The following is a 20,333-nucleotide window of genomic DNA, read 5'->3' on the forward strand; positions in this document are numbered from 1 at the left end:
CGCCCGTAAGCGCATCGGCGTCAGAAATTCCGCGTGACGAACAAGCCGACGAAATTGCGATCCGCATACGGCTGGCCCACCGTGTTGTGGCCGCCGAAGAACGCGGTGAAATTGATGCCGGCCTGCCAGTTCGGCGGGTTCTGGTTGAACAGCACGTAGACGTTCACCGACTTCGCGCCCTGCATGTAATTCGCGGTGAAGGTCGGCGTGTAGCCGTACAGGCCGTCCGAGAACGTCACGCCCGGCGTGACCTGCCAGCCCGGAATCAGCGTGCCGTCATAGGTCCAGTTGAAGTCGATCGTCGCGCCGACGGAGCTCGCGGTGCCCTGCCCCATCCCGATCGGATAGCCGAGCGCCGACCCGTTGTTCAGCCACGGCAAATAGCCGGCCTGCGGCACCTGCGTGACGGTCTGTCCGTCGACGGTGCGCGTGACGCCGCTCGGGCTCAGGCCCGGGTAGTAGATCCACGTGAGTTCCCACGTGAGCGCGGCCGAATCGGCGCCGAGCCACTTGAGGAACGGATACTCGCTGCGCGTGAGCGCGAGCAGCCCGTTCAGGTCGTACTGGAATTTCTTCTTGTCGACCCATTGCGAACAATTGATGCCGGCCACGCCGTTGGTGTTCAGGTCGAGCGGGCCGCCCGCGCCGTAGCAGCTCGACAGCGCGACCGCATCGCGCGGCCGGTACGACAGTTCGGTGCCGATCGCCCACGGACCGACCCCGAAGTTCGCGCTGACGCCGAACAGCTGGCGCCGGCCGAGATACGACCATTGTTCGGTGCCGTTCGCGAGCGACGCAAGCACCGGTGACTTGTCCGTGTAGTTCAGGTAGTAGAACGCGAAGTTCGCATCGAACGAGCGCGGCGAGTAGTTGAACTTCACGCCGAACTGCGGCCGGTACTTTGCGGGCAGGTTCGTGACCGACGGCAGGCCGATGCTGTTGAACGGCGGCCCGGCGTACGCGCCGTTCACGAGCCCGTTCCTGATCGCGTCGAGCGTGTCCTGGTTGCCCGCGGCCGCCCCGCCGCCGATCGCGTTCGCGATCGTGCCCGCGCTCGGGCCGGCCACGTTCAGGTTGTTCGTGTTCAGCGTGAACGGTTCGGCGCCGCGGCCGAATCCGTTCGTCACCGACCAGTACGAGCCGACCGGCGGATAGCGGTTGCCGTTCCACTGGAACTGGTAATAGCCCTCGGTGCTGAACCCGTGCGACAGGTCGGCGGCAAAGCTCACCATCGGCGCGGGCAACAGCGCCTGCTTCAGCTGCGAGCCGGGGATCAGCAGTTTCTGCACGTCGAGCGAGTTGGTCGCGTTGATCCCGCTCTGCGCGAACATGCTCTCGCCCCAGTTGATCACCTGGTTGCCGAGCCGCACGTGCGCGTTGCGCCCGCCGATCGTGAAGTCCTTCTGGGCCCACAGGTCGAGCAGTTGCGCGTTGTAGACCACCTGCGCGGAGGCCGTGCTCGACAGCGGCGTTCTCGCCGTGTTTCCGGCGAGGAAGTCGTACATGCCGGTGCCGCGCACCATGAACTTCAACCCTTCGCTCGGCATCTTCAGCAGCAGCTCGCTGGTCGCGCTGATGTAGGTGCTGAACGGCTGGCCCTTGCGGTAGTTCAGGTCGCCGCTGTCCGCGTAACCCCATTGATTCGTGTTCGCGGCGGCACCGCAGCCGTAGGCGTTCGGGTCGCCAGTGAGCGAGCAGCTCGGGCTCTTGGTCCGGATCCCGGCGCCGGCCGTCAGGTTGGTCACCCACGAGCCCTGCAGGTCGTTGATGCCCGTCGTGAAGTCGTAAGCGTATGCGTTCGATGCCGCGGCACCCGCGAGCACGACCGATACCGTAGTATTCCTGATCAACCTTGCCGATTCCATGATCCGCCTCCCACCCCTTTGCGATGCCGGCGCGCGGTCGTTGCGCGCGCCGGTCCCTTGTGCTTCAGCCGATGACGGTCAACGTTCGCTGACCGAGCGCAGCGATTCCGCCGTGTAGAAATCCTGCTTGAAGCGCGGATCGTCGGCCTGTTCGAGCCAGCGAACGTCCTTGCCCTGCCCGATCGACGTCGCATCGAGCACGTAGCGGCCGTTGTTCATGTCGTACTGCGCGAGCGGTTCGTTGTCGCACGTGCCGCCAAGCTCCCACACCGGGATCGGGTAGCTTTCGCGCACCTTCCACAGCTTGCCCTGTGCGTCGTAGTCCTCGCCGACCAGCGCGAGCCAGCTGTCTTCGTCGAGATAGAACACCTTCTTCGATGCGACGTGCCGTGCGCTCGGCTTCAGCGTCGCCTCGACGATCCACACGCGGTGCGTCTCGTAGCGCCGGCTCGCCGCCGCGACGCCGTCCGGCGTCGCGACGTCGTGCAGCTTGCTCTTGAACTTGTACATGCCGAACGCGTTGTACGGGACGATCATTTCCTTCTTGCCGACCAGCTTCCAGTTGAAGCGGTCGAGCGAGCCGTTGATCATGTTCGCTTCGTCGATCAGGTACTGGTTCTCGAAGCCGATCAGCGGCGCATCGTGCGTATAGGCCGGCATGCGCCGCACGCGGCGCTGGCCGGGGAAGTAGTAGTACGTCTCCGACGGCTTGTCGAAGTACTGACGCTGCACGAACGCCTGCCCGGCCAGCGCCGCCGGCGAGTTCATCTGGAAGTACACGGCCGCGCTGAGCTGGTCGACGTCCTGCGGCGAATGCTTGCCGAGCTTGCCGGACGGGAAGTAGAACGTCTGCGGGCCGACCGCGTCGATCCATTCGCTGCTGCCCGGACGCGGCGACACGGTCGTCGCCATCTGCGCCCAGTCGATGCCTTCGCCGCGATAGCGCATCTCGTAGTTGAGGATCGCCTCGACGCCGCTCTTCGGCTGCGGGAACGGCACGCCCGGCAACATGGCCGACGCGAGCGTGTCGCCGGCCGACCCGAGCTTCGCGGCGCTCAGGTTCGCCTTCGAGTTCTGCTCCGCCGCATCCGGCAGCTGGCATTCGCGATGGGACGGATAGACGTCCATCCGGTAGCCCTTCTTCTGCCTGATCAGCGCGACCTGCCCGGGCGACAGCTTGTCCGCGTACTTGTCGACGTTCGCCGCATCGATCGAGTACAGCGGTTTCTCGTTGCGATGCTTCCAGAAATCGGCGCGCACCTTGCCCCATTCCCAGCCGGCGTCGGGCGACTGCTTGCCGGCGTATGCCGGCACCGTGCCGTCCTTGCTCGCCGAGCGATCGGCGCCGGCCGGCGTCAGGTCGTCCGCCGCGACGGCCGTGCCGATCGCGAGACATGCGGCCGCCGCGAGTGCGGACACGGCCCGGAATCGATGCTTGTTCATCATGGTGCTCCTTCCCACTGCGCGTTCGCTCGCCCGTCCCGGGTGCGACGCATTCATTCCGCTCGCGATCGTCGACCGGCAATCGCATCGCTCCCTGATGACGGCCGTCCGCGATGACGAACGGCCGCCTGCCTGTTTCGATGCCCTTCCGTCATTCCATCAGGAGTACGATTCATCAAGAACGCCCGTCCGGAATGAATGGCGCACTGGCGCCTGTCTCAATCCCTTCCCGATCCGGCCACCGCCACCGCGCGCACTTCGACGCACAGCCCCGGCAGCGCCAGTTGCGACACGCCGACCGCCGTCCACGACGGATAGCGGTCCGGGAAATAGGCGTCCTTGACCGCCGAGAAATCCTGCGTTTCCTGCTGAAGGTTGGTATGGAAGGTCGTCAGTTCGACGACATCGGCAAGACTCGCGCCCGCCGCCTCCAGGATCATCTTCAGGCTCTCGAACGCGATCCGCGCCTGTGCCTCGACGCCGTCGGCCGGCTGCATCCGAGCGTCGAGACCGACCTGGCCGGACACCCAGATCGTGTCGCCGACGCGCGTGGCGGGCGAGAAGTGGTAGGCGTCGTACCACGGCTGGAACGGCGGCGGCACGATCGAGTGCCGCTTCGGGGTTGCTGACATGGTGAAGAACTCCTTGCTCAGACGAGTTGACGGAAACACGGTGCACGGAACGGATCGCCGGCCTTCAGCCCGGCGAGTTCGTCGACGAACAGCACGCCGGCCGGCGTGAAACCCGAGCGGCTTTGATCGGGCAGCGGGCTGAACGTCGCGTCGTCGCCGAAGAAGCGCAGCACGAGCGTGTGGCGGTCGGGGAACGCGGCATCCACCGCGCCACCGCCGTGCAGCACGCCCGGATGGAGCAGCAGCACGTCGCCAGGCTTCGTTTCCCACGAAAGGATGTCGTACGCGCCGGGCGCCGCGCGGCGCTCCGCTTCGATGTTCGGCAGCCGCGGCCACACGTCGCCGCCGTGCAGCGGGTCGGTCGGGTCCTCCGCGTTCTGGAACGTGGTGCCGTCGTGGCGCACGCCGAGATGCGAGCCGCGCACGATCTCCAGTGCGTTGCGCTTCGGCACGTGCTCGAAGCTGATCCACGCATTGCCGAAGTGCATGCCTTCCCACGGCAGGTACGACGTGTCCTGGTGCCACGGCGAGCGCGCGCTCTTGCCACCGGCCTTCATGAACAGTTCCTCGGCGAAGTACCACACGTGCTTCGAGCCCCACAGGTCGGCGAACAGCTTGCCGAACGGCAGCGTGCCGACCAGTTCGTCGAGCCGCGCCTTCGCGTACGGATTCGCGTTGTCGTTGTGCGACCGGTATTCGGTGCCGTCGAGCAGCGTCGTCGCCATCGGGCCCGGGTTCTCCATCCCCCAGTCGAACGCGGCGCGGCACTGCTCGAGCTGCGCTGCATCGAGTACGCCTTCGACGAGGACCGCACCGTCCTCGAAGAAAGCCTTGCGCGTAAGTGCATCCATCGTAGATCTCCTGATTCGTCCAACCGCTGCCGGCCGCGAACGGTCATTGCCGGCGCCTGCAGTAGAACATGGTGACAATGTTAGGTCATCATGACAAAAATACGAGAAAGAAAAAGACGGGGTATTCCCTGTTTCGTCTGCATGTTCGAGCGTGCGTCGGGGCGGTCTGTCGTCCCGCCATGACAACCTGCTTTCAGCCTTCATACAATCGAGCGACGACGCCGGCCGCGGCGTCGCCGTCACGTCATCCGCGCATGCGATCGAACACCGTATGCGCGAGGAACGCGGCCAGTACCGCATCGGCCAGCGCGTCGGTCGCGCTGCTCGCATCGGCGGCGCAGCACGACTGCACGCCGTCGCACAGTGCGCTCAGGCCGAGCGCGAGCACCGGCGAGGGCAGCGGCAAGCTCTCGCCGGCACAGGCCGCGAACGCATCGATGCACGCGGTCGCGAGCGCCTGCCGCTTGCGCAGCAACGCGCCGAATTGCGCACGGAACTGCGGATCGCGCGCCGCCTGCAGTTGCGCCTCCAGCCATATCAGCCCCGACGCATCGCGCGCGGCACCCCGCCGCCAGTATGCGAGCAGCGCGTGTTGCACGTCCTCGGGCGAACCCGCCCGCATGGCGGCGATCCGTTGCAGCGCCGTCGCGGTGTCGTCGTGATCGCGCCGCAGCAGCTCGAACAGCATCTCCGTCTTGCTTCGAAAGTGCGCATAGAACGCGCCGCGCGTATGTCCGGCTGCCGCGGCGATATCCTCGACACTCGCGGCCGCATAGCCCTTCTCCGCAAAAATCGCGCGCGCGGCGCCGAGCAGGCGTTCGCGTGTCGCATCGCGTCGCTGTGCGCGGGTCAGCCTGACCGGGGCCATCCCGGCGCTCCGAGGTCATCACTGCCGGGTCCGCACATCGCCCGGACAGATTCCGCTTGCTCCGTACTACTATTCATTTCGGATACGACAATACGTTCGCATTCACCTTGCCGCGTCCGGCCTCGCGTTCCAGCGCGCCATACGCGTAATAGAGCGCGACGGTCAGGTACGACCAGGTCAGCAGCGCAAGCACGTAGAAATTGAACACGACGTTGGTTTCCTCGCCCGGAATCTTGTAGAAGTCGTAGATGCACGCGATCGCCTGCGAAGCGACGAGCGCGATCGTCGTCGTCAGCGCATGGAGCGCGTGGCCCGCGCGCACGAGCCGCAGCACGAAGCCGGCGAGATAGATCGACATCAGCGCCCACATCGCCACGTAGAAGTACGGCAGTGCGTTCTGCAGCACGCCGGCCACGAGCGCGATCGTCCCGAGCGTCGCGAGCACGAACAGCGTCACGTCCTGCCGCATCGACGGCCGGAAGCCGTGCGTGACGGCCATCAGGCCGGCAACCGCGATCACCGGCATCCCGAAGCCGCGCGAGAACGCGTCGAGAAAGTGCGAAATGGCGTACGACAGCGGCGATTCGGTCGCGAAGAAAATCACCGCATTCGATGCGGAAATCGTCACGATCCACCATTCGAAGCCGAGCAGGAAATTGCGCTTGCGGACGAACTTGAAGCCGTACAGGCCCGTCGTTGCCGCCAGCGTCGCGCTGGAAAGACAAAGTGCAAGTGTTCTGTGATCCATGGTTCGAACTCCCGAGGTCGATTGCTGCCGTTGATTCACTGCTTGACCGGGCTCAGGCTCGCGAGATAGGTCGCGACCGCCACCCGATCCTCCGCCGACATCGCCCGAGCGACGCGCTGCATCGTGCCGGTCGCCTCGCTGCGCGCGCCGTTTGCGAACGCGTCGAGCTGCGCGCGCAGGTAGTCGTATCCTTGCCCGGCGAGCCGCGGAAACTGCGCCTGACCCGTCAGCCGCGCGCCGTGGCAGGCGACGCACGCGCCGCCCGTCACGAGTTGCTCGCCCTTCGCGCGCAGTCGCGCGTCCGGCTTGAAATAGCGGTTGGCCAGCGGTGCCTGTTTCGCGTAGTAGCCGGCCACGCGCGTGATTTCGGCTTCGCTCATCGTCATCGCGAGCGGCCCCATCGTCGGGTTCGCGCGTTGTCCGCTGGCGAATGCGTGAAGCTGCGCGGCCACGTACTGCGCCGGCTGGCCGGCGAGGCCCGGATACGCGTCGCTCAGCGAGTTACCCTTCACGCCGTGGCAACCCATGCACGCGTCGGTCGTGCGCGGCCATGGGCCGCCGTCGCCGTCGTCGGCCTGCGCCGTCTCGTCGATATGGCGCTGCAGCCGATAGAAGCCGAGCAGCGGGGGGCCGTAGACGGCCAGGAGCGCGCCGGCGACCACGAGCACGGCGAGCAGCACGATACGTTTCTTCATTTCCGGTCTCCTACGCGCGGCGCAGTGTATTGAGCGCCTGAAGCGCGGCCTGGTGACCCGAGCGGACGGCGCCGTCCATGTAGCCGGCCCAGATGTTCGCGGTCTCGGTGCCGGACCAGATCAGGTTGCCGCACGGCGTGCGCAGCGCGTCGCCGTGTGCGGTCCAGAAGCCCGGCGGAATCGCGGAAACGCACGTGAGCGTCCACGGATCGGCGAGCCCCCAGTCGCGATCGTGGTACGACACCGGCGCGCGCGCGTCGTCGCCCCAAGCCCGCGTATAGAGGTCGATGTGCATTTGCCTGGCGGCCTGCGGGTCCGAAGGCATCAGCGCATTGCGCACGAACGCGTTGATCACGCCGATCTCGCCGCCCGGCGGCGAATTGTCGTAAGCCCAGAAGATCGGCCCGTCGGTCTGGAAGATGTGGCCGTTCAACCCCTTGTCGCGCCAGAACGGCCGGCGATAGACCATCGCCGTCTTGCGCGCCGGCGAATGCGCGGGCCACGCGCGCTGCAGCGCGTTGCGCCGGTCGGGCAGCGGCGGATCGAACTGCACCTGATGGCAAAGCGCAGGGTGCAGCGCCATCACGACCTTGCGCGCGCGCACCGTGCCGCGGTCCGTCTGCAGCGTGACGACGTCGCGATCCCAGCCGACGATCCGGCGCACCGGCGACGCGAGCCGCACCTTGTCGCCGAGCTGTTGCGCCATCCGGATGCTGAGAAGCTGCGAACCGCCGACGAAACGGGTTTCCTGCGCGCTGTGCCGGATCGAATCGAGCTGTTCGTAATCGCAGTCCGCGGAATTGATCATCGACAGGAAGTGCAGCAGTCCCATCTTCGCCGGCGCGACACCGCCCGACAGCGAGATCGATGCATTCCAGCCCATCCGGTCCTCGGGTTTCACGCGCTGCTGCGCCAGCCAGTCGCCGACCGACAGCCGGTCGAGTTCGGCTGCCTTCGGCGACGTCCACGGCGCGCCCGACGGCACGTCGCGCGACAACCGGCTCAACTTCGCGGCGAGCGCCTCGTCGGTGCCGAACGTGCCGTTCAGGTCGATCTCGGCGCGGCCGTCGCCGCCGAGGATCACCGTCTTGCCCGCGTAGTAGCTCGGAAACGTGCCGATTTCGAGTTCGCGCGCGAGATCCGCGACGGCCGTCTGGCCCGGGCCGATCCACTGGCCGCCGACTTCCGTCACGTAACCGCCGCCGACGTCGTAGTTGAGCGTGCGGCCGCCGACCCGATCGCGCGCCTCGAGCACGACGAACGATTCGCAGCCCGCGTAGCGCAGGTCGCGTGCGGTCGTGAGGCCCGCGAGCCCGGCGCCGACGATCGCGACGTCGAGCACGTCGCCGTCGCTCGCGACGGCAGGCGCCGCATCGGCGCTCGCGCGTGCGGCGCCGAGCGCAAGGCCGCCGGCCGCAACCGATGCGCCGGCGAGCTTGAGCCACTGCCGGCGCTGCAGGTCGGCCGACCTGCGGGAGGATGAGTTGCTGGACATGATGATCGAGTTCCCGCCTGCAAATGGCGCGAGCGACGGCGTGCCCCGCGGCACGCGGCCTGCTCGCGCGAAATCCGACATCCGAATACGGCCTTGCTCCGCTTCGCCGGCGCGCCGCACGGAGTGCGAGCGTGCGTTGCAGCCGGTTGGTACCCGGCTGCGACGCGTGCCGGATTGCCGATCGATGCCGAAGATTCGCCGCTTCCCTTATTTAGTACATGATGCAAAAGTTAGGTCATGATACATAAAATGGAAACGAGAAAAAAAGACAGGGTATTCCCCTGTCGTACGATCGATCGCGCCCACACTGAAAGGCAGCGGAAAGACAGCCGGCGCGCCTCGCGTCTCCGTTCGACGTCGTGAGCGGTACGGTAGTATGGCGACTCGATGGAACCCCGATGCACGTGAACCAGCGGCCATGTCCGATATTTCCTCTTCTTCCGGCGCCGGCCAGGCGCTCGTCCTGATCGCCGAAGACGAACCCGAGATCGCCGAGATCCTCACCGCGTATTTCGCGCGCAGCGGCCTGCGCACCGTGCATGCGGCCGACGGCCGCCGCGCACTCGAACTGCACCTGTCGCTGAAGCCCGACCTCGTGCTGCTCGACGTGCAGATGCCGCACGTGGACGGCTGGAAGGTGCTCGCCGAGATCCGCCATCGCGGCGACACGCCGGTGATCATGCTGACCGCGCTCGACCAGGACATCGACAAGCTGACGGGCCTGCGCATCGGCGCCGACGACTACGTGGTCAAGCCGTTCAACCCGGCCGAAGTGGTCGCGCGCGCGCAGGCCGTGCTGCGCCGTACGATGGGCGGGTCGCGTCCGGAAGAACAGCGCGTGCTGCGCGCGGCCCCGTTCGAGATCGATCTCGACCATCACGAAGCGACCGTCGACGTCGGCGGCACGCGGCATACGCTCGTGCTGACGCTCACCGAATTCAAGCTGCTCGCGCAGCTCGCGCGTGCGCCGCGCCGCGTGTTCAGCCGCGCCGAACTGATGGCCGCCTGCCTGCCGGAAGGCGACGCGCTCGAACGCACGGTGGACAGCCACGTCAGCAAGCTGCGCAAGAAGCTCGACGATCTCGGCGTCGGCGGCGTGCCCGTCAGCGTGCGCGGCGTCGGCTACAAGCTGTGGAGCGGCGAGTGAAGCTCGACGGACTGAGCCGGCAGATCGCGCTGACGATGGGCGCGATGGCGTTCGCGGTGACGCTGCTGGTGGTGCTGACCGCGTACGGGTTCTACTACCTGCTGTACCTGTACCGTCCCGCGTCGTTCAACCAGACGAACTGGTTTCCCACCGGTCCGGAATGGGTTTGGCTGATCGCGACCACGGCCGTCGGGCTCGTGCTGTCGCTCGTCGTCGCGATCAATCTGTCGCGCCGCATCCTCGTGCCGCTGAACTCGGTCACCGACGGCATCCGCCGCGTCGCGCGCGGCGATCTCGGTGCGCGTGCGGTCGCCGGCGATCGTTCGCTGCGCGAAGCGGCGCTGCTCGCCGACAACTTCAACGCGCTCGCGAGCGAGCTGCAGCGCGTGACCGACGAACAGACGTTCTGGAACGCCGCGATCGCGCATGAGCTGCGCACGCCGGTCACCGTGCTGCGCGGCCGCCTGCAAGGTCTCGCCGAAGGCGTGTTCGCGCCGAGCGAAGCGCAGTTCCGCAGCCTGCTCGCGCAAGTGGAAGGGCTGACGCGGCTGATCGAGGATCTGCGCGTGGTCAGTCTCGCCGATAGCGGCCACCTCAGCATCGAGATCAGCGAAGCCGAGCTCGCGGCGGACATCCGCGCGGTCGTCGACGTGTTCGCACATGCGATGCAGGCCGTCGGTCAGCATCCGGAGCTCGATCTCGACGCACGCCCGATGCGCTGCGATCCGGTGCGAATTCGTCAGGCGCTGCTCGCGCTGCTCGAGAATGCGCGTCGCCACGCGGTGCCCGGTGCGATCCGGATCGCGACACGCATCGAAGGCGGCCGATGCCGGCTGAGCGTCGAGGACGACGGTCCCGGCATTCCCGCCGACTTTGCGCCGCACGTATTCAAGGCATTCCGGCGCGTCGACGATACGCAGCCCGGCGGCAGCGGCCTCGGGCTCGCGGTCGTCGCGGCGATCGCGCATGCGCATCGCGGTGAAGCCGTGTGCACGCCCGCTGCGGGCGGCGGCACGCGCTTCGACGTGACGTGGCCCGACGATCTCGAGCCGACGCCGGACGAACAGCGCTTTCCCGCGCGGTCCGCCGCGCCGTCGGCCCCGCTGCCCGGTGCAGCCGACTGATCCGGCGGACCGCCAACCGGCCCGATGCACGGTCATCCCGGCTGCCGCCGCACCGATCGTGGAAAACCCGCACCGCTCGCGCTCCGGGGCCCGACCGCCACACAACCGAACACCTCCGGTTATCAATTGATCGAAAAGATTCAATAGACGATGCGTCGTCCAGCGCGCGATGCTGGGCCGGCCCGTGAACGCGACGTCATCGCAACGCCGCGCACGAACATGGAGCGAGACACATGCCTACCGATCACCGTCAACGGCGCCACACGCTGTGGCTGCTGTGCGCGCTGTCGTTCATCCTCTACGTCGACCGCGTAAACCTCGCGACCGCGGCCGGCGCGATCAAGGCCGAACTCGGGCTGTCGAACACCGAGCTCGGCATCGCGTTCTCCGCGTTCGCGTATTCGTACGCGATCTGCCAGATCTTCGGCGGCTGGATCGCCGACCGCTTCGGCTCGCGCATCACGCTGATCGGCTGCGGCCTGATCTGGGTCGCGTCGACGTTCATGACGGGGCTCGTGCACAGCCTCGCGCTGCTGTTCGCCGCGCGCCTGCTGCTCGGGATCGGCGAAGGCGCGACGCTGCCCGCGCAAGCCCGTGCGATCACGCACTGGTTCTCGCGCGAGCGGCGCGGCGTCGTGCAGGGCTTCACGCATTCGTTCTCGCGGCTCGGCAACGCGGTCACGCCGCCGATCGTCGCCGCACTGATGACGTGGCTGTCGTGGCGCGCGGCGTTCTTCGTGATCGGCGCGGTGACGCTGGTGTGGCTCGTGTGGTGGGTCGTCGGCTTTCGCGAGTATCCGGCCGATGGCGAAGACGCCAACCGCAACGAAGGCGCGCGCACCGCGGCGGCCACGGCCACCGCCCGCCCCGCCCCGTCGTCCGGCCCGACGCCATGGGGCGCGCTGTTCCGCCGGATGGCGCCGACGATCTTCGTGTACTTCTGCTACGGCTGGACCGCGTGGCTGTTCTTCACGTGGCTGCCGACGTTCTTCCTGAACGGCAAGGGCCTCGACCTGAAATCGACCGCGCTGTTCGCATCCGGCGTGTTCTTCGCGGGCGTCGTCGGCGACACGCTCGGCGGCTGGCTGTGCGACCGCATCTACCGCAAGACCGGCAATCTCGCGCTGTCGCGCCAGAGCGTGATCGTCGCGAGCTTCACCGGCGCGCTGGTGTGCATGCTGCCGCTCGCGTTCGTCCATTCGACGGCCGGCATCGCGCTGTGCCTGTCCGGGTCGTTCCTGTGCCTCGAACTGACGATCGGGCCGATCTGGGCCGTGCCGAGCGACATCGCGCCGGCGCATGCGGGCATCGCGAGCGGGATGATGAACGCAGGCTCCGCGATCGCGGGGATCCTGTCGCCGATCCTGTTCGGCTATCTCGTCGACCGCACCGGCAGCTGGACGGTGCCGTTCGTCGGGTCGGTCGCGATGCTGCTGATCGGCATCGTCGCCGCGCTGCGGATTCGGCCCGACCGGGCGCTGTCGGAATCGATGCCGTCGCTCGCGGAAGCGCCAGCTGCTCCGTCGGCGCGCTGAAGCGGTTCGCGTCGGGTTCGCCTGCCTCGGCCGCGTCGCCGGCGTCGCCATCCCGCTTCACCGCGTTCCGTGATGGTGGCGGCTTGGCGTGCTTGGCTGGTTCGGCTGGTTCGGCTGGTTCGGCTGGTTCGGCTTGATCGGCTTGATCGGCTTGATCGGCTGGATCGGCTTGATCGGCTTGATCGGCTTGATCGGCTTGATCGGCCAACGCGGTTGGCGCGGCTGGCTCGGCCGCCTCGGCTGGCAAACCGCGCCATTACGCATCGCCGTCCTCCCCCGCCCCGTCCCCGTGGAACAGCGCGAGAAAATGCTGCGCCGGAATGCTCAGCGGCCGGTCGCGCCGCACGAGGCTCCCGTACGACGGCAGCTTCTGGTCGAGCTCGTAGTCGAGGATCGCGACGAGCCCGTGTTCCGCGTTGCGCTGCGCGACCGTGCGCGGAATCACGCCGAGCATCTGCGAACGGTCGACGAGATTCATCGTCGTCAGGATCGAGCCCGTCTCGACGAGCCCGCGCGGCATCGGCTGGTGCCGCGCGCGGAACTCGCGCTCGACGACCTCGCGCGCCGGGCTGCCGGCCGGCTGCAGGATCCACGTGTAGTCGAGCAGCGCGTCGAATTCGACCGGCCCCGCGCCCGCGAGCGGATGGTCGCGGCCCGCGATGATCGCGAGCGCCTCGTCGTCCACCACGCGGAAGTCGCAATCGGTGCCGACGTTGCGGCCGATCACCACCTCGAGCACGCCTTCGCGCAACTGCGGCATCAGCCGGTCGCTGGTATCGACGGCGATGTCGATCGCAAGCAGCGGATAACGCGCCTTCAACTGCACCAGCGCCTCGGTGAGCCGCCCCGGCGACGCCGCCATGATGCTGCCGATCGCGAGCCGCCCGGCGCTGCCGAGCTGCAGTTCGCCGAGCTCGCGATTGAGCGCCTCCATGCTGCCGCGAATCCCGCGGAAATAGCCGAGCACGCGCTCGCCGGCCGCGTTCAGCACCAGCCCGCGCCCGACGCGATCGAACAGCCGCTGGCCGAGCGCGCTTTCCAGTTCGGCCAGCATCTTCGTCGCGGCCGGCTGCGTGAGGCCGAGCTGCCCGGCCGCCGCCCGCAGCGTCGAGCATTCGTCCACCGCGAGCAACAGCGCGATCTGCCGCATCCGCAGCCGGTTCAGCAATTGCGGAGTCGAGTCTCGTCGATCGATCGAGCCCATTTTGATCACTCCAGGTTATCGATTCATCAAGAGTTTTCAATTTACCGACTCATTCCGTCTACCTAGCATGAACCCCATACACCAACGGCCTCGCGCCGCCACCGGAGACACCTCATGAACATCCAGCCGCCCGCCGCCCGCCACGGAGACGCCGCATGACGACCGCCGCGTCCCTGCCCGTCGTCGCGCTGACGCTCGGCGACCCCGCCGGCATCGGCGCCGAACTGATCGCGAAACTGCTCGCGCGGCCCGACGCCACCACCCGCGCCAATCTCGTGCTGATCGGCGACCGCTGGCTGTGGGAAGCCGGCCAGCGCGTGGCCGGCGTGACGGTCGACGTCGAGCCCGTCGCGTCGCTCGCCGCGGTGCGCTGCCGCCCGTCCACCGCGCGCGCGGCGTTCGTCGAGCTCGACACGATCGATTCCGCGCAGGTCACGGTCGGCCAGGCCGGCGCCGCCGGCGGCCGCTCGACGCTGACCGTGCTCGACCAGTGCCTCGACGCCGCGCTCGCCGGCGACATCGACGCGATCTGCTTCGCGCCGCTGAACAAGTACGCGATGAAGCTCGGCGGGCTGCAGCACGACGACGAACTGCACCACTTCGCCGCCGCGCTCGGCGTGACGGGCTACTTCTGCGAATTCAACACGCTCGGCGAGCTGTGGACCGCACGGATCTCGTCGCACATTCCGCTGAAGGATGCGGCGGCCCAGCTGAGCGTCGAGCGGATCGAACAGGCATCCGAACTGATCTACCGGTCGCTGCTCGCGAACGGCGTCGCGGCGCCGAAGGTCGCGATCGCCGCGTTCAATCCGCACGGCGGCGACGGCGGCAGCTGCGGCCGCGAGGAAGTCGACATCATCGAGCCCGCGGTGCGCAAGCTGCAGGCGCGCGACTGGCCGACCGACGCGCCGTTCCACGGCCCGTTCCCGGCCGACACGATCTTCCTGAAGGCGCAGGCCGGCGACTACCAGGCGATCGTCACGATGTACCACGACCAGGGGCAGATCGCGATCAAGCTGCTCGGCTTCTCGCGCGGCGTGACCGTGCAGGGCGGGTTGCCCGTGCCGATCACCACGCCCGCGCACGGCACCGCGTACGACATCGCGGGCCGCGGCACCGCCGACGTCGGCGCGACCTGGCAGGCGCTGCAGATCGCGTGCCGGATGGGCGCCGCGCGCCGCACCGCCACCGTTTCGGCGTGACGCTCGCACGCCCTCGCCACACGACAACATCGATTTCCGGAGACACCATCATGAAGATCCGTTCCGTGCGCGCCCGCGTATTCCAGTGGAAAGGCAAGACCGTGCCGCCGCAGGGCAACTTCTGCTCGAACGCGATGGACCTGCTGTACGCGCCGCAGGAAACCATGAGCACGTTCCGCTTCCATTCGTGGACGGTCGTCGAGATCGAGACCGACGACGGCATCGTCGGCCTCGGCAACGTCGCGCTCGCGCCGCATGTCGCGAAGGCGATCATCGACCAGTACCTCGCGCCGCTCGTGATCGGCCAGGATCCGTGGGACTACGAATACCTGAACCAGCGGATGTATCGCGCGACCCACGCATGGGGCCGCAAGGGCATCGGCATGGCGGCGATCTCCGCCGTCGACATCGCGATCTGGGACATCCTCGGCAAGAGCGTCGGCAAGCCCGTGTTCAAGCTGCTCGGCGGCCGTACCAAGGAAAAGATTCCCTGCTACTACTCGAAGCTGTACCGCACCGACCTGAAGGCGATGCAGGAGGAGGCGCAGCAGTACCTGAAGGAAGGCTTCCGCGCGTTCAAGATGCGCTTCGGCTACGGGCCCGCGCACGGGCAGCAGGGCGTGGTGGAGAACCTGAAGTCGGTCGCGGCGATCCGCGAGGTGATCGGCTACGACAACGACCTGATGCTCGAGTGCTACATGGGCTGGAACCTCGAGTACGCGAAGCGCATGCTGCCGAAGCTCGAGAAATACCAGCCGCGCTGGCTCGAGGAGCCGGTGATCGCCGACGACATCGACGGCTATGCGGAATTGAACCAGCTCACGAGCATCCCGATCTCGGGCGGCGAACACGAGTTCTCGCTGTACGGCTTCAAGCAGCTGCTGGACCGCAAGGCCGTGTCGGTCGTGCAGTACGACACGAACCGCGTCGGCGGGATCACGATGGCGCACAAGATCAATGCGCTGTGCGAAGCGTACAGCGTGCCGGTGATTCCGCATGCGGGCCAGATGCACAACTATCACCTGACGATGAGCACGCTCGCGTCGCCGATGAGCGAGTACTTCCCGATGTTCGACGTGGAAGTCGGCAACGAGCTGTTCTACTACATCTTCGATGGCGAGCCGGTGGCCGAGAACGGCTTCCTGCAGCTGCGCGACGACGTGCCGGGCCTCGGTCTCACGCTGAAGACCGAGTTCCTCGACCAGTTCGACATCGTCGAGTGAGGGCCGTCATGAACGCACGTTACCAGGGCGTCTTTCCGGTCGCGCCGACGATCTTCGACGCGCACGGCGCACTCGACCTCGACGGCCAGCGCCGCTGCGTCGACTTCATGATCGATGCCGGTTCGCACGGCATCTGCATCCACGCGAACTACTCGGAGCAGTTCGCGCTCGGCGACGACGAACGTGATCTCATCACGCGCACCACGCTCGAACACGTCGCCGGCCGCGTGCCGGTGATCGTCACGACGTCGCATTTCAGCGCGCGGATCTGCGCGGAACGCAACCGGCACGCACAGGCGCTCGGCGCGGCGATGGTGATGGTGATGCCGCCGTATCACGGCGCGACGTTCCGCGTGCCGGAAGCCCAGGTGCGCGCCTTCTTTCGCGAAGTCGCCGACGGCCTCGACATTCCGCTGATGATCCAGGACGCGCCGGCCAGCGGCGTCGCGCTGCCCGCATCGCTGCTCGCGGCGCTCGCGCGCGAGATCGACGCGGTGTCTTACTTCAAGATCGAGACGGCCGGCGCCGCGTCGAAGCTGCGCGAGCTGATCGCGCTCGGCGGCGACGCGATCGAAGGGCCGTGGGACGGCGAGGAAGGCATCACGCTGCTCACCGATCTCGATGCGGGTGCGACCGGCGCGATGACGGGCGGCGGCTATCCGGACGGCATTCGCCGGATCACCGACGCGTATTTCGCCGGCCGCCGCGACGAAGCGTGCGAGCAGTACGCGCGCTGGCTGCCGCTGATCAACTACGAGAACCGCCAGTCGGGCTTTCTGACCGCGAAGGCGCTGATGAAGGAAGGCGGCGTGATCGCATGCGACCGGCCGCGCGCGCCGTGGCCCGAACTGCACCCGCAGGTGCGCGCGGGCCTGCTCGACGCGGCGCGGCGGCTCGATCCGCTCGTGCTGCGCTGGGGACGCTAAACGTCAGACATCGTTTCTGCACCCGCAACGCGCATGCGTTGCGCATCGGCGTGACGGCGGCCCGACAGAAGGCCGCCGCCGCCAGTCACATGGATTCGGAGACACCATGAACCTGCTGAACCCCGCCAACCCGGCCTATGACGCCGGCGAAGCCATTCCGCGCCGCCGCTGGCTGCGCGTGATTCCGCCGCTGCTGCTCGCGTGCGTCATTTCGTACATGGACCGCGTGAACATCGCGTTCGCGATGCCGGGCGGCATGAACGCCGACCTCGGCATGGACGCGACGATGGCCGGCCTCGCCGGCGGCATCTTCTTCTTCGGCTACCTGTTCCTGCAGATTCCGGGCGGCCGGCGCGCGGCGCTCGGCAGCGGCAAGAAGTTCATTGCATGGTCGCTCGTGAGCTGGGCCGTGCTGTCGGTACTGACCGGGCTCGTCACCCATACGTGGCAACTCCTGACGCTGCGGTTCATGCTCGGCGTGGCCGAAGGCGGGATGCTGCCCGTCGTGCTGACGATGGTCAGCCACTGGTTTCCGGACCGCGAACGCGGCCGCGCGAACGCGATGGTCATCATGTTCGTGCCGCTCGCCGGGATGATCACCGCGCCGCTGTCCGGGCTCGTGCTCGCCGCGTACGACTGGCGCCACCTGTTCTTCAGCGCCGGCGCGCTGTCGCTCCTGTGCCTCGTCGCGTGGCTGATGCTCGCCGACGACGGCCCCGAAACCGCGCGCTGGGTGTCGCCGCGCGAGAAGGCGTACATCCTCGACGCGCTGCGCGACGAACAGGCGCGCAAGCAGGCCGCCGGCACGCCGGCCGCCGCGTCGTTCGGCGCGATGCTGCGCAACCCGACGATCTGGCTGCTGATCGCGATCAACTTCTGCTATCAGGTCGGCATCTACGGCTATACGATGTGGTTGCCGACGCTGCTGAAGAACCTCACGCACGGCGGGATGGGCAAGGTCGGCCTGCTCGCGATGCTGCCGTATGTCGCGATGATGATCGGGATGTTCGCCACGTCGTATTTATCCGACCGAACCGGCAAGCGCCGCCTGTTCGTGCTGCTGCCGCTGGTGGGCTTCGCCGCGTGCCTCGCGCTGTCGGTGCTCACGCATGAATCGATGGCCGTATCGTTCGCGTTCCTGATCGGTTGCGGTTTCTTCCTGCAGGCGGCGGCCGGCGTGTTCTGGGCGATTCCGCCGAAGCTGTGCAGCGTCGAGACCGCCGGCAGCGCACGCGGCCTGATCAACGCGCTCGGCAACCTCGGCGGCTTCTGCGGCCCGTATGCGGTCGGCGTGCTGACCCAGCACGTGAGCGCGGCGGCCGGCGTATACAGCCTCGCCGTCACGCTCGCGGTGGCCGGCCTGCTCGCGCTGACGCTGCCCAAGCGTTGCGAAGACTGACCTGACGCGCCCGCATCGACGGACATGCGGACCACGCGAACGAAACAACGGAGACACACCATGAACGACATCCTGTTGCTGGTGCAGAAATGCGCGCACACCTTCAGCTTCTACGATCTCGAAACCCAAGCCGCGCTCAAGCACGTCGTGCTGCCGAACTTCCCGCACGAATTCACCGTCGACGTGAACGAGCGCTACGCGTACGTCGGCATCTTCGGGATCGAGACCGCGTGGTCGCGCGGCCATGAAGGCGATCACCGGATCGCCGAGATCGATCTGGTCGAACGCACGCATACGCGCATGCTCGACCTGTGGCCGTACTACCGTCCGCACGGGATGGCGGCCGATCGCGACGGCCGCCTGTACGCAATGAGCGAAGCACACGACATGCTGCTCGTGTTCGACGAGCCGACCCGACAGGCCGTGCCGAACATGGCCGTGCCGTCCGGCGGCGTGAAGACCCACCTCGTGACGCTCACCCGCGATGCGAGCCGCGCGTACGGCGTGCATCTGCTGTCGAACACGGTCACGCAGTTCCATCCGCGCGACGCGACCGTCGCGCCGCGTGCGGTGATGCCCGGCCCGCGCCCCGAAGGCAATGCACTGTCGAGCGACGAGCGCACGCTGTTCGTCGCGAATCGCGGCGACGACACGCTCGTCGAGATCGACACCGGCACGATGACCTGCGGCCGCCGCGTGAAGACGCGCAGCGATCCGAACCGCATCTATCGCACCAGCGCGCCGGACGGCCGCGACCTGCTGCTGCTGACCAACTCGGGCGAACGGTCGATCTCGGTGTTCGATGCGCGGCAGCTCGAGGAAATCGAACGCGTCGCGCTGCCCGCGAACCCGACCGCGCTGTCGTTCCATCCGTCGCGGCGCGTCGCGTACGTATCGTTCCAGGACGATTACGTGCGCGAGCTCGATCTCGATGCGTGGCGATTCGTCAGCGCAATGCCGACGCTGCGCGAACCGGATGCATCGTATGTGCTCGCAGGCGCGCGCTGAGCCGCACGGCGACGTGCGGCCGGCGGATGCGATGCCGGCGGCGCTCGTCGATGCGCACCACCATCTGTGGCGGCTCGAGGCGGGCGCGCATTACCCGTGGCTGCAGGCGCAGTACGATCCGGCGCGCTTCATGTTCGGCGATTACGCGGCGCTGTGCCGCGACTTCGGCGTGGACGACTACCGGCTCGCCGCGCAAGGCGCGCCGATCGTCGCGAGCGTGCACGTCGAGGCCGAACGGGCGCGCGACGAGGCGCTCGCGGAAACGCGCTGGCTGCACGAGGTCGCCGCTGCGCACGGGTTGCCGTCTGCGGTCGTCGCCTGGGTCGATCTGCTGGCCGACGACGCGAACGAGCGGCTCGCCGAACAGGCCGCGTGGCCGCGCGTGCGCGGCGTGCGGTTCAAGCCGCGCACCGCCGCGTCGGCGGATGCCGGCGTCGATGGCGAGCCCGGTACGTTGCGCGATCCGCGCTGGCCGGCCGCGCTGGAACGCCTCGCCGCGCATGGGTTGAGCTGGGATCTGCGCGTGCCGTTCTGGCATCTCGGCGATGCGGCGGCACTGCTCGCCGATGCGCCTGGCGTCGACGTCGTGCTCGAACATGCAGGGCTGCCGTGGGATCGTTCGGATGCGGGGCTCGCGCGCTGGCGCCGCGGGATGGAGGCGTTGGCCGCATTGCCGCGCGTGACCGTGAAGATCTCCGAACTCGGCCTGCGCGACGCGGCGTGGAACGACGCGGACAACGCGCGGATCATCCGCGACACGATCGCGATATTCGGCTGGCAACGCTGCCTGTTCGCGAGCAATTTTCCGGTGGCGGGGTTGCGGGTGTCGTATCCGGCGCTGCTGCGCACGTTTGCCGCGGCGATGGCGGATCTCGATGAAGTCGCGCGGCGCGCGATCTGGCATGACAACGCGATGCGGGTGTACCGGATTTCGTGAACGGGCTTGACCTGGCCCTTGGGGCCGCGTT

At 67.7% G+C, this 20,333-nt stretch carries 19 protein-coding genes; 9 read left to right on the forward strand and 10 right to left on the reverse strand.

Going from position 1 to position 20,333, the window contains the following annotated elements; all coding sequences use genetic code 11:
• Positions 1–20: 20 nt before the first annotated feature.
• From Q3A80_RS27405 to Q3A80_RS27440, 8 genes are all read right to left on the reverse strand, one after another.
• Entirely contained in the window at positions 21–1,865 is a 1,845-nt protein-coding gene (locus Q3A80_RS27405; RefSeq protein WP_446331948.1) for a DUF1302 domain-containing protein, read from the reverse strand.
• Between the two features lie 78 nt (positions 1,866–1,943).
• Complete coding sequence (locus Q3A80_RS27410) at positions 1,944–3,311, reverse strand: DUF1329 domain-containing protein (RefSeq protein ID WP_446331949.1); 1,368 nt, start codon at positions 3,309–3,311, stop codon at positions 1,944–1,946.
• 215 nt (positions 3,312–3,526) lie between these two features.
• A complete protein-coding gene (locus tag Q3A80_RS27415; RefSeq protein ID WP_446331950.1) occupies positions 3,527–3,940 on the reverse strand; it encodes a RidA family protein in 414 nt (137 codons plus the stop codon).
• A 17-nt stretch (positions 3,941–3,957) separates the two neighbouring features.
• Entirely contained in the window at positions 3,958–4,791 is an 834-nt protein-coding gene (locus Q3A80_RS27420) for a phytanoyl-CoA dioxygenase family protein (RefSeq protein ID WP_446331951.1), read from the reverse strand.
• Between the two features lie 244 nt (positions 4,792–5,035).
• A complete protein-coding gene (locus Q3A80_RS27425) occupies positions 5,036–5,659 on the reverse strand; it encodes a TetR/AcrR family transcriptional regulator (protein ID WP_446331952.1) in 624 nt (207 codons plus the stop codon).
• A 73-nt stretch (positions 5,660–5,732) separates the two neighbouring features.
• Positions 5,733–6,407, reverse strand: a complete 675-nt coding sequence (locus Q3A80_RS27430; protein ID WP_446331953.1) for a hypothetical protein — start codon at positions 6,405–6,407, stop codon at positions 5,733–5,735.
• A 35-nt stretch (positions 6,408–6,442) separates the two neighbouring features.
• Positions 6,443–7,102: a c-type cytochrome gene (locus Q3A80_RS27435; protein WP_446331954.1), complete on the reverse strand. Its 660-nt coding sequence runs from the start codon at positions 7,100–7,102 to the stop codon at positions 6,443–6,445.
• A 10-nt stretch (positions 7,103–7,112) separates the two neighbouring features.
• Positions 7,113–8,597 (reverse strand): flavin monoamine oxidase family protein, encoded by a 1,485-nt coding sequence (locus tag Q3A80_RS27440; RefSeq protein ID WP_446331955.1) that lies wholly within the window; start codon positions 8,595–8,597, stop codon positions 7,113–7,115.
• A 418-nt stretch (positions 8,598–9,015) separates the two neighbouring features.
• On the opposite strand from Q3A80_RS27440, the gene Q3A80_RS27445 reads away from it, so the two are divergent.
• The 3 genes from Q3A80_RS27445 (at position 9,016) to Q3A80_RS27455 (ending at position 12,403) form a co-directional block, all read left to right on the forward strand.
• The gene (locus Q3A80_RS27445) at positions 9,016–9,744 is read left to right on the forward strand and encodes a response regulator (RefSeq protein WP_446331956.1); all 729 of its coding nucleotides are present in this window, start codon (positions 9,016–9,018) and stop codon (positions 9,742–9,744) included.
• Positions 9,741–10,868, forward strand: a complete 1,128-nt coding sequence (locus Q3A80_RS27450) for an ATP-binding protein (RefSeq protein ID WP_446331957.1) — start codon at positions 9,741–9,743, stop codon at positions 10,866–10,868. The genes Q3A80_RS27445 and Q3A80_RS27450 overlap by 4 nt, the downstream gene beginning before the upstream one ends.
• Before the next feature lie 233 nt (positions 10,869–11,101).
• Positions 11,102–12,403 carry an MFS transporter gene (locus tag Q3A80_RS27455; protein WP_446331958.1) on the forward strand — a complete coding sequence of 434 codons (1,302 nt, stop codon included), beginning with the start codon at positions 11,102–11,104 and terminating at the stop codon, positions 12,401–12,403.
• A gap of 57 nt (positions 12,404–12,460) precedes the next feature.
• On the opposite strand, the gene Q3A80_RS27460 is transcribed toward Q3A80_RS27455, so the two are convergent.
• Positions 12,461–12,667 carry a hypothetical protein gene (locus Q3A80_RS27460; RefSeq protein WP_446331959.1) on the reverse strand — a complete coding sequence of 69 codons (207 nt, stop codon included), beginning with the start codon at positions 12,665–12,667 and terminating at the stop codon, positions 12,461–12,463.
• On the reverse strand, positions 12,660–13,607 hold the full coding sequence (locus Q3A80_RS27465) for a LysR family transcriptional regulator (RefSeq protein WP_446331960.1): 948 nt from the start codon (positions 13,605–13,607) through the stop codon (positions 12,660–12,662). The genes Q3A80_RS27460 and Q3A80_RS27465 overlap by 8 nt, the downstream gene beginning before the upstream one ends.
• A 155-nt stretch (positions 13,608–13,762) precedes the next feature.
• Between Q3A80_RS27465 and Q3A80_RS27470 the strand changes: the two genes are divergently transcribed.
• From Q3A80_RS27470 to Q3A80_RS27495, 6 genes are all read left to right on the forward strand, one after another.
• Positions 13,763–14,809, forward strand: a complete 1,047-nt coding sequence (locus Q3A80_RS27470) for a 4-hydroxythreonine-4-phosphate dehydrogenase PdxA (RefSeq protein ID WP_446331961.1) — start codon at positions 13,763–13,765, stop codon at positions 14,807–14,809.
• A 50-nt stretch (positions 14,810–14,859) separates the two neighbouring features.
• Positions 14,860–16,032: an L-rhamnonate dehydratase gene (locus tag Q3A80_RS27475; protein WP_446331962.1), complete on the forward strand. Its 1,173-nt coding sequence runs from the start codon at positions 14,860–14,862 to the stop codon at positions 16,030–16,032.
• An 8-nt stretch (positions 16,033–16,040) separates the two neighbouring features.
• Positions 16,041–16,958, forward strand: a complete 918-nt coding sequence (locus Q3A80_RS27480) for a dihydrodipicolinate synthase family protein (protein ID WP_446331963.1) — start codon at positions 16,041–16,043, stop codon at positions 16,956–16,958.
• A 106-nt stretch (positions 16,959–17,064) separates the two neighbouring features.
• Entirely contained in the window at positions 17,065–18,357 is a 1,293-nt protein-coding gene (locus tag Q3A80_RS27485) for an MFS transporter (protein ID WP_446331964.1), read from the forward strand.
• Between the two features lie 60 nt (positions 18,358–18,417).
• Positions 18,418–19,365, forward strand: coding sequence for a YncE family protein (locus Q3A80_RS27490; RefSeq protein ID WP_446331965.1), 948 nt, complete (start codon positions 18,418–18,420; stop codon positions 19,363–19,365).
• A complete protein-coding gene (locus tag Q3A80_RS27495) occupies positions 19,343–20,302 on the forward strand; it encodes an amidohydrolase family protein (RefSeq protein WP_446331966.1) in 960 nt (319 codons plus the stop codon). Before Q3A80_RS27490 ends, Q3A80_RS27495 begins: the two co-directional genes overlap by 23 nt.
• The last annotated feature ends 31 nt before the right edge of the window (positions 20,303–20,333 follow it).

The organism is Burkholderia sp. SR8 (assembly GCF_052851275.1).

Bases quoted from the DNA above. Each gene is read 5' to 3' on its own strand.
- Q3A80_RS27405 (WP_446331948.1), bottom strand. From the start codon at position 1,865: ATGGAATCGGCAAGGTTGATCAGGAATACTACGGTATCGGTCGTGCTC.
- Q3A80_RS27410 (WP_446331949.1), bottom strand. From the start codon at position 3,311: ATGATGAACAAGCATCGATTCCGGGCCGTGTCCGCACTCGCGGCGGCC.
- Q3A80_RS27415 (WP_446331950.1), bottom strand. From the start codon at position 3,940: ATGTCAGCAACCCCGAAGCGGCACTCGATCGTGCCGCCGCCGTTCCAG.
- Q3A80_RS27420 (WP_446331951.1), bottom strand. From the start codon at position 4,791: ATGGATGCACTTACGCGCAAGGCTTTCTTCGAGGACGGTGCGGTCCTC.
- Q3A80_RS27425 (WP_446331952.1), bottom strand. From the start codon at position 5,659: ATGGCCCCGGTCAGGCTGACCCGCGCACAGCGACGCGATGCGACACGC.
- Q3A80_RS27430 (WP_446331953.1), bottom strand. From the start codon at position 6,407: ATGGATCACAGAACACTTGCACTTTGTCTTTCCAGCGCGACGCTGGCG.
- Q3A80_RS27435 (WP_446331954.1), bottom strand. From the start codon at position 7,102: ATGAAGAAACGTATCGTGCTGCTCGCCGTGCTCGTGGTCGCCGGCGCG.
- Q3A80_RS27440 (WP_446331955.1), bottom strand. From the start codon at position 8,597: ATGTCCAGCAACTCATCCTCCCGCAGGTCGGCCGACCTGCAGCGCCGG.
- Q3A80_RS27445 (WP_446331956.1), top strand. From the start codon at position 9,016: ATGTCCGATATTTCCTCTTCTTCCGGCGCCGGCCAGGCGCTCGTCCTG.
- Q3A80_RS27455 (WP_446331958.1), top strand. From the start codon at position 11,102: ATGCCTACCGATCACCGTCAACGGCGCCACACGCTGTGGCTGCTGTGC.
- Q3A80_RS27460 (WP_446331959.1), bottom strand. From the start codon at position 12,667: ATGCGTAATGGCGCGGTTTGCCAGCCGAGGCGGCCGAGCCAGCCGCGC.
- Q3A80_RS27465 (WP_446331960.1), bottom strand. From the start codon at position 13,607: ATGGGCTCGATCGATCGACGAGACTCGACTCCGCAATTGCTGAACCGG.
- Q3A80_RS27470 (WP_446331961.1), top strand. From the start codon at position 13,763: ATGACGACCGCCGCGTCCCTGCCCGTCGTCGCGCTGACGCTCGGCGAC.
- Q3A80_RS27475 (WP_446331962.1), top strand. From the start codon at position 14,860: ATGAAGATCCGTTCCGTGCGCGCCCGCGTATTCCAGTGGAAAGGCAAG.
- Q3A80_RS27480 (WP_446331963.1), top strand. From the start codon at position 16,041: ATGAACGCACGTTACCAGGGCGTCTTTCCGGTCGCGCCGACGATCTTC.
- Q3A80_RS27485 (WP_446331964.1), top strand. From the start codon at position 17,065: ATGAACCTGCTGAACCCCGCCAACCCGGCCTATGACGCCGGCGAAGCC.
- Q3A80_RS27490 (WP_446331965.1), top strand. From the start codon at position 18,418: ATGAACGACATCCTGTTGCTGGTGCAGAAATGCGCGCACACCTTCAGC.
- Q3A80_RS27495 (WP_446331966.1), top strand. From the start codon at position 19,343: ATGTGCTCGCAGGCGCGCGCTGAGCCGCACGGCGACGTGCGGCCGGCG.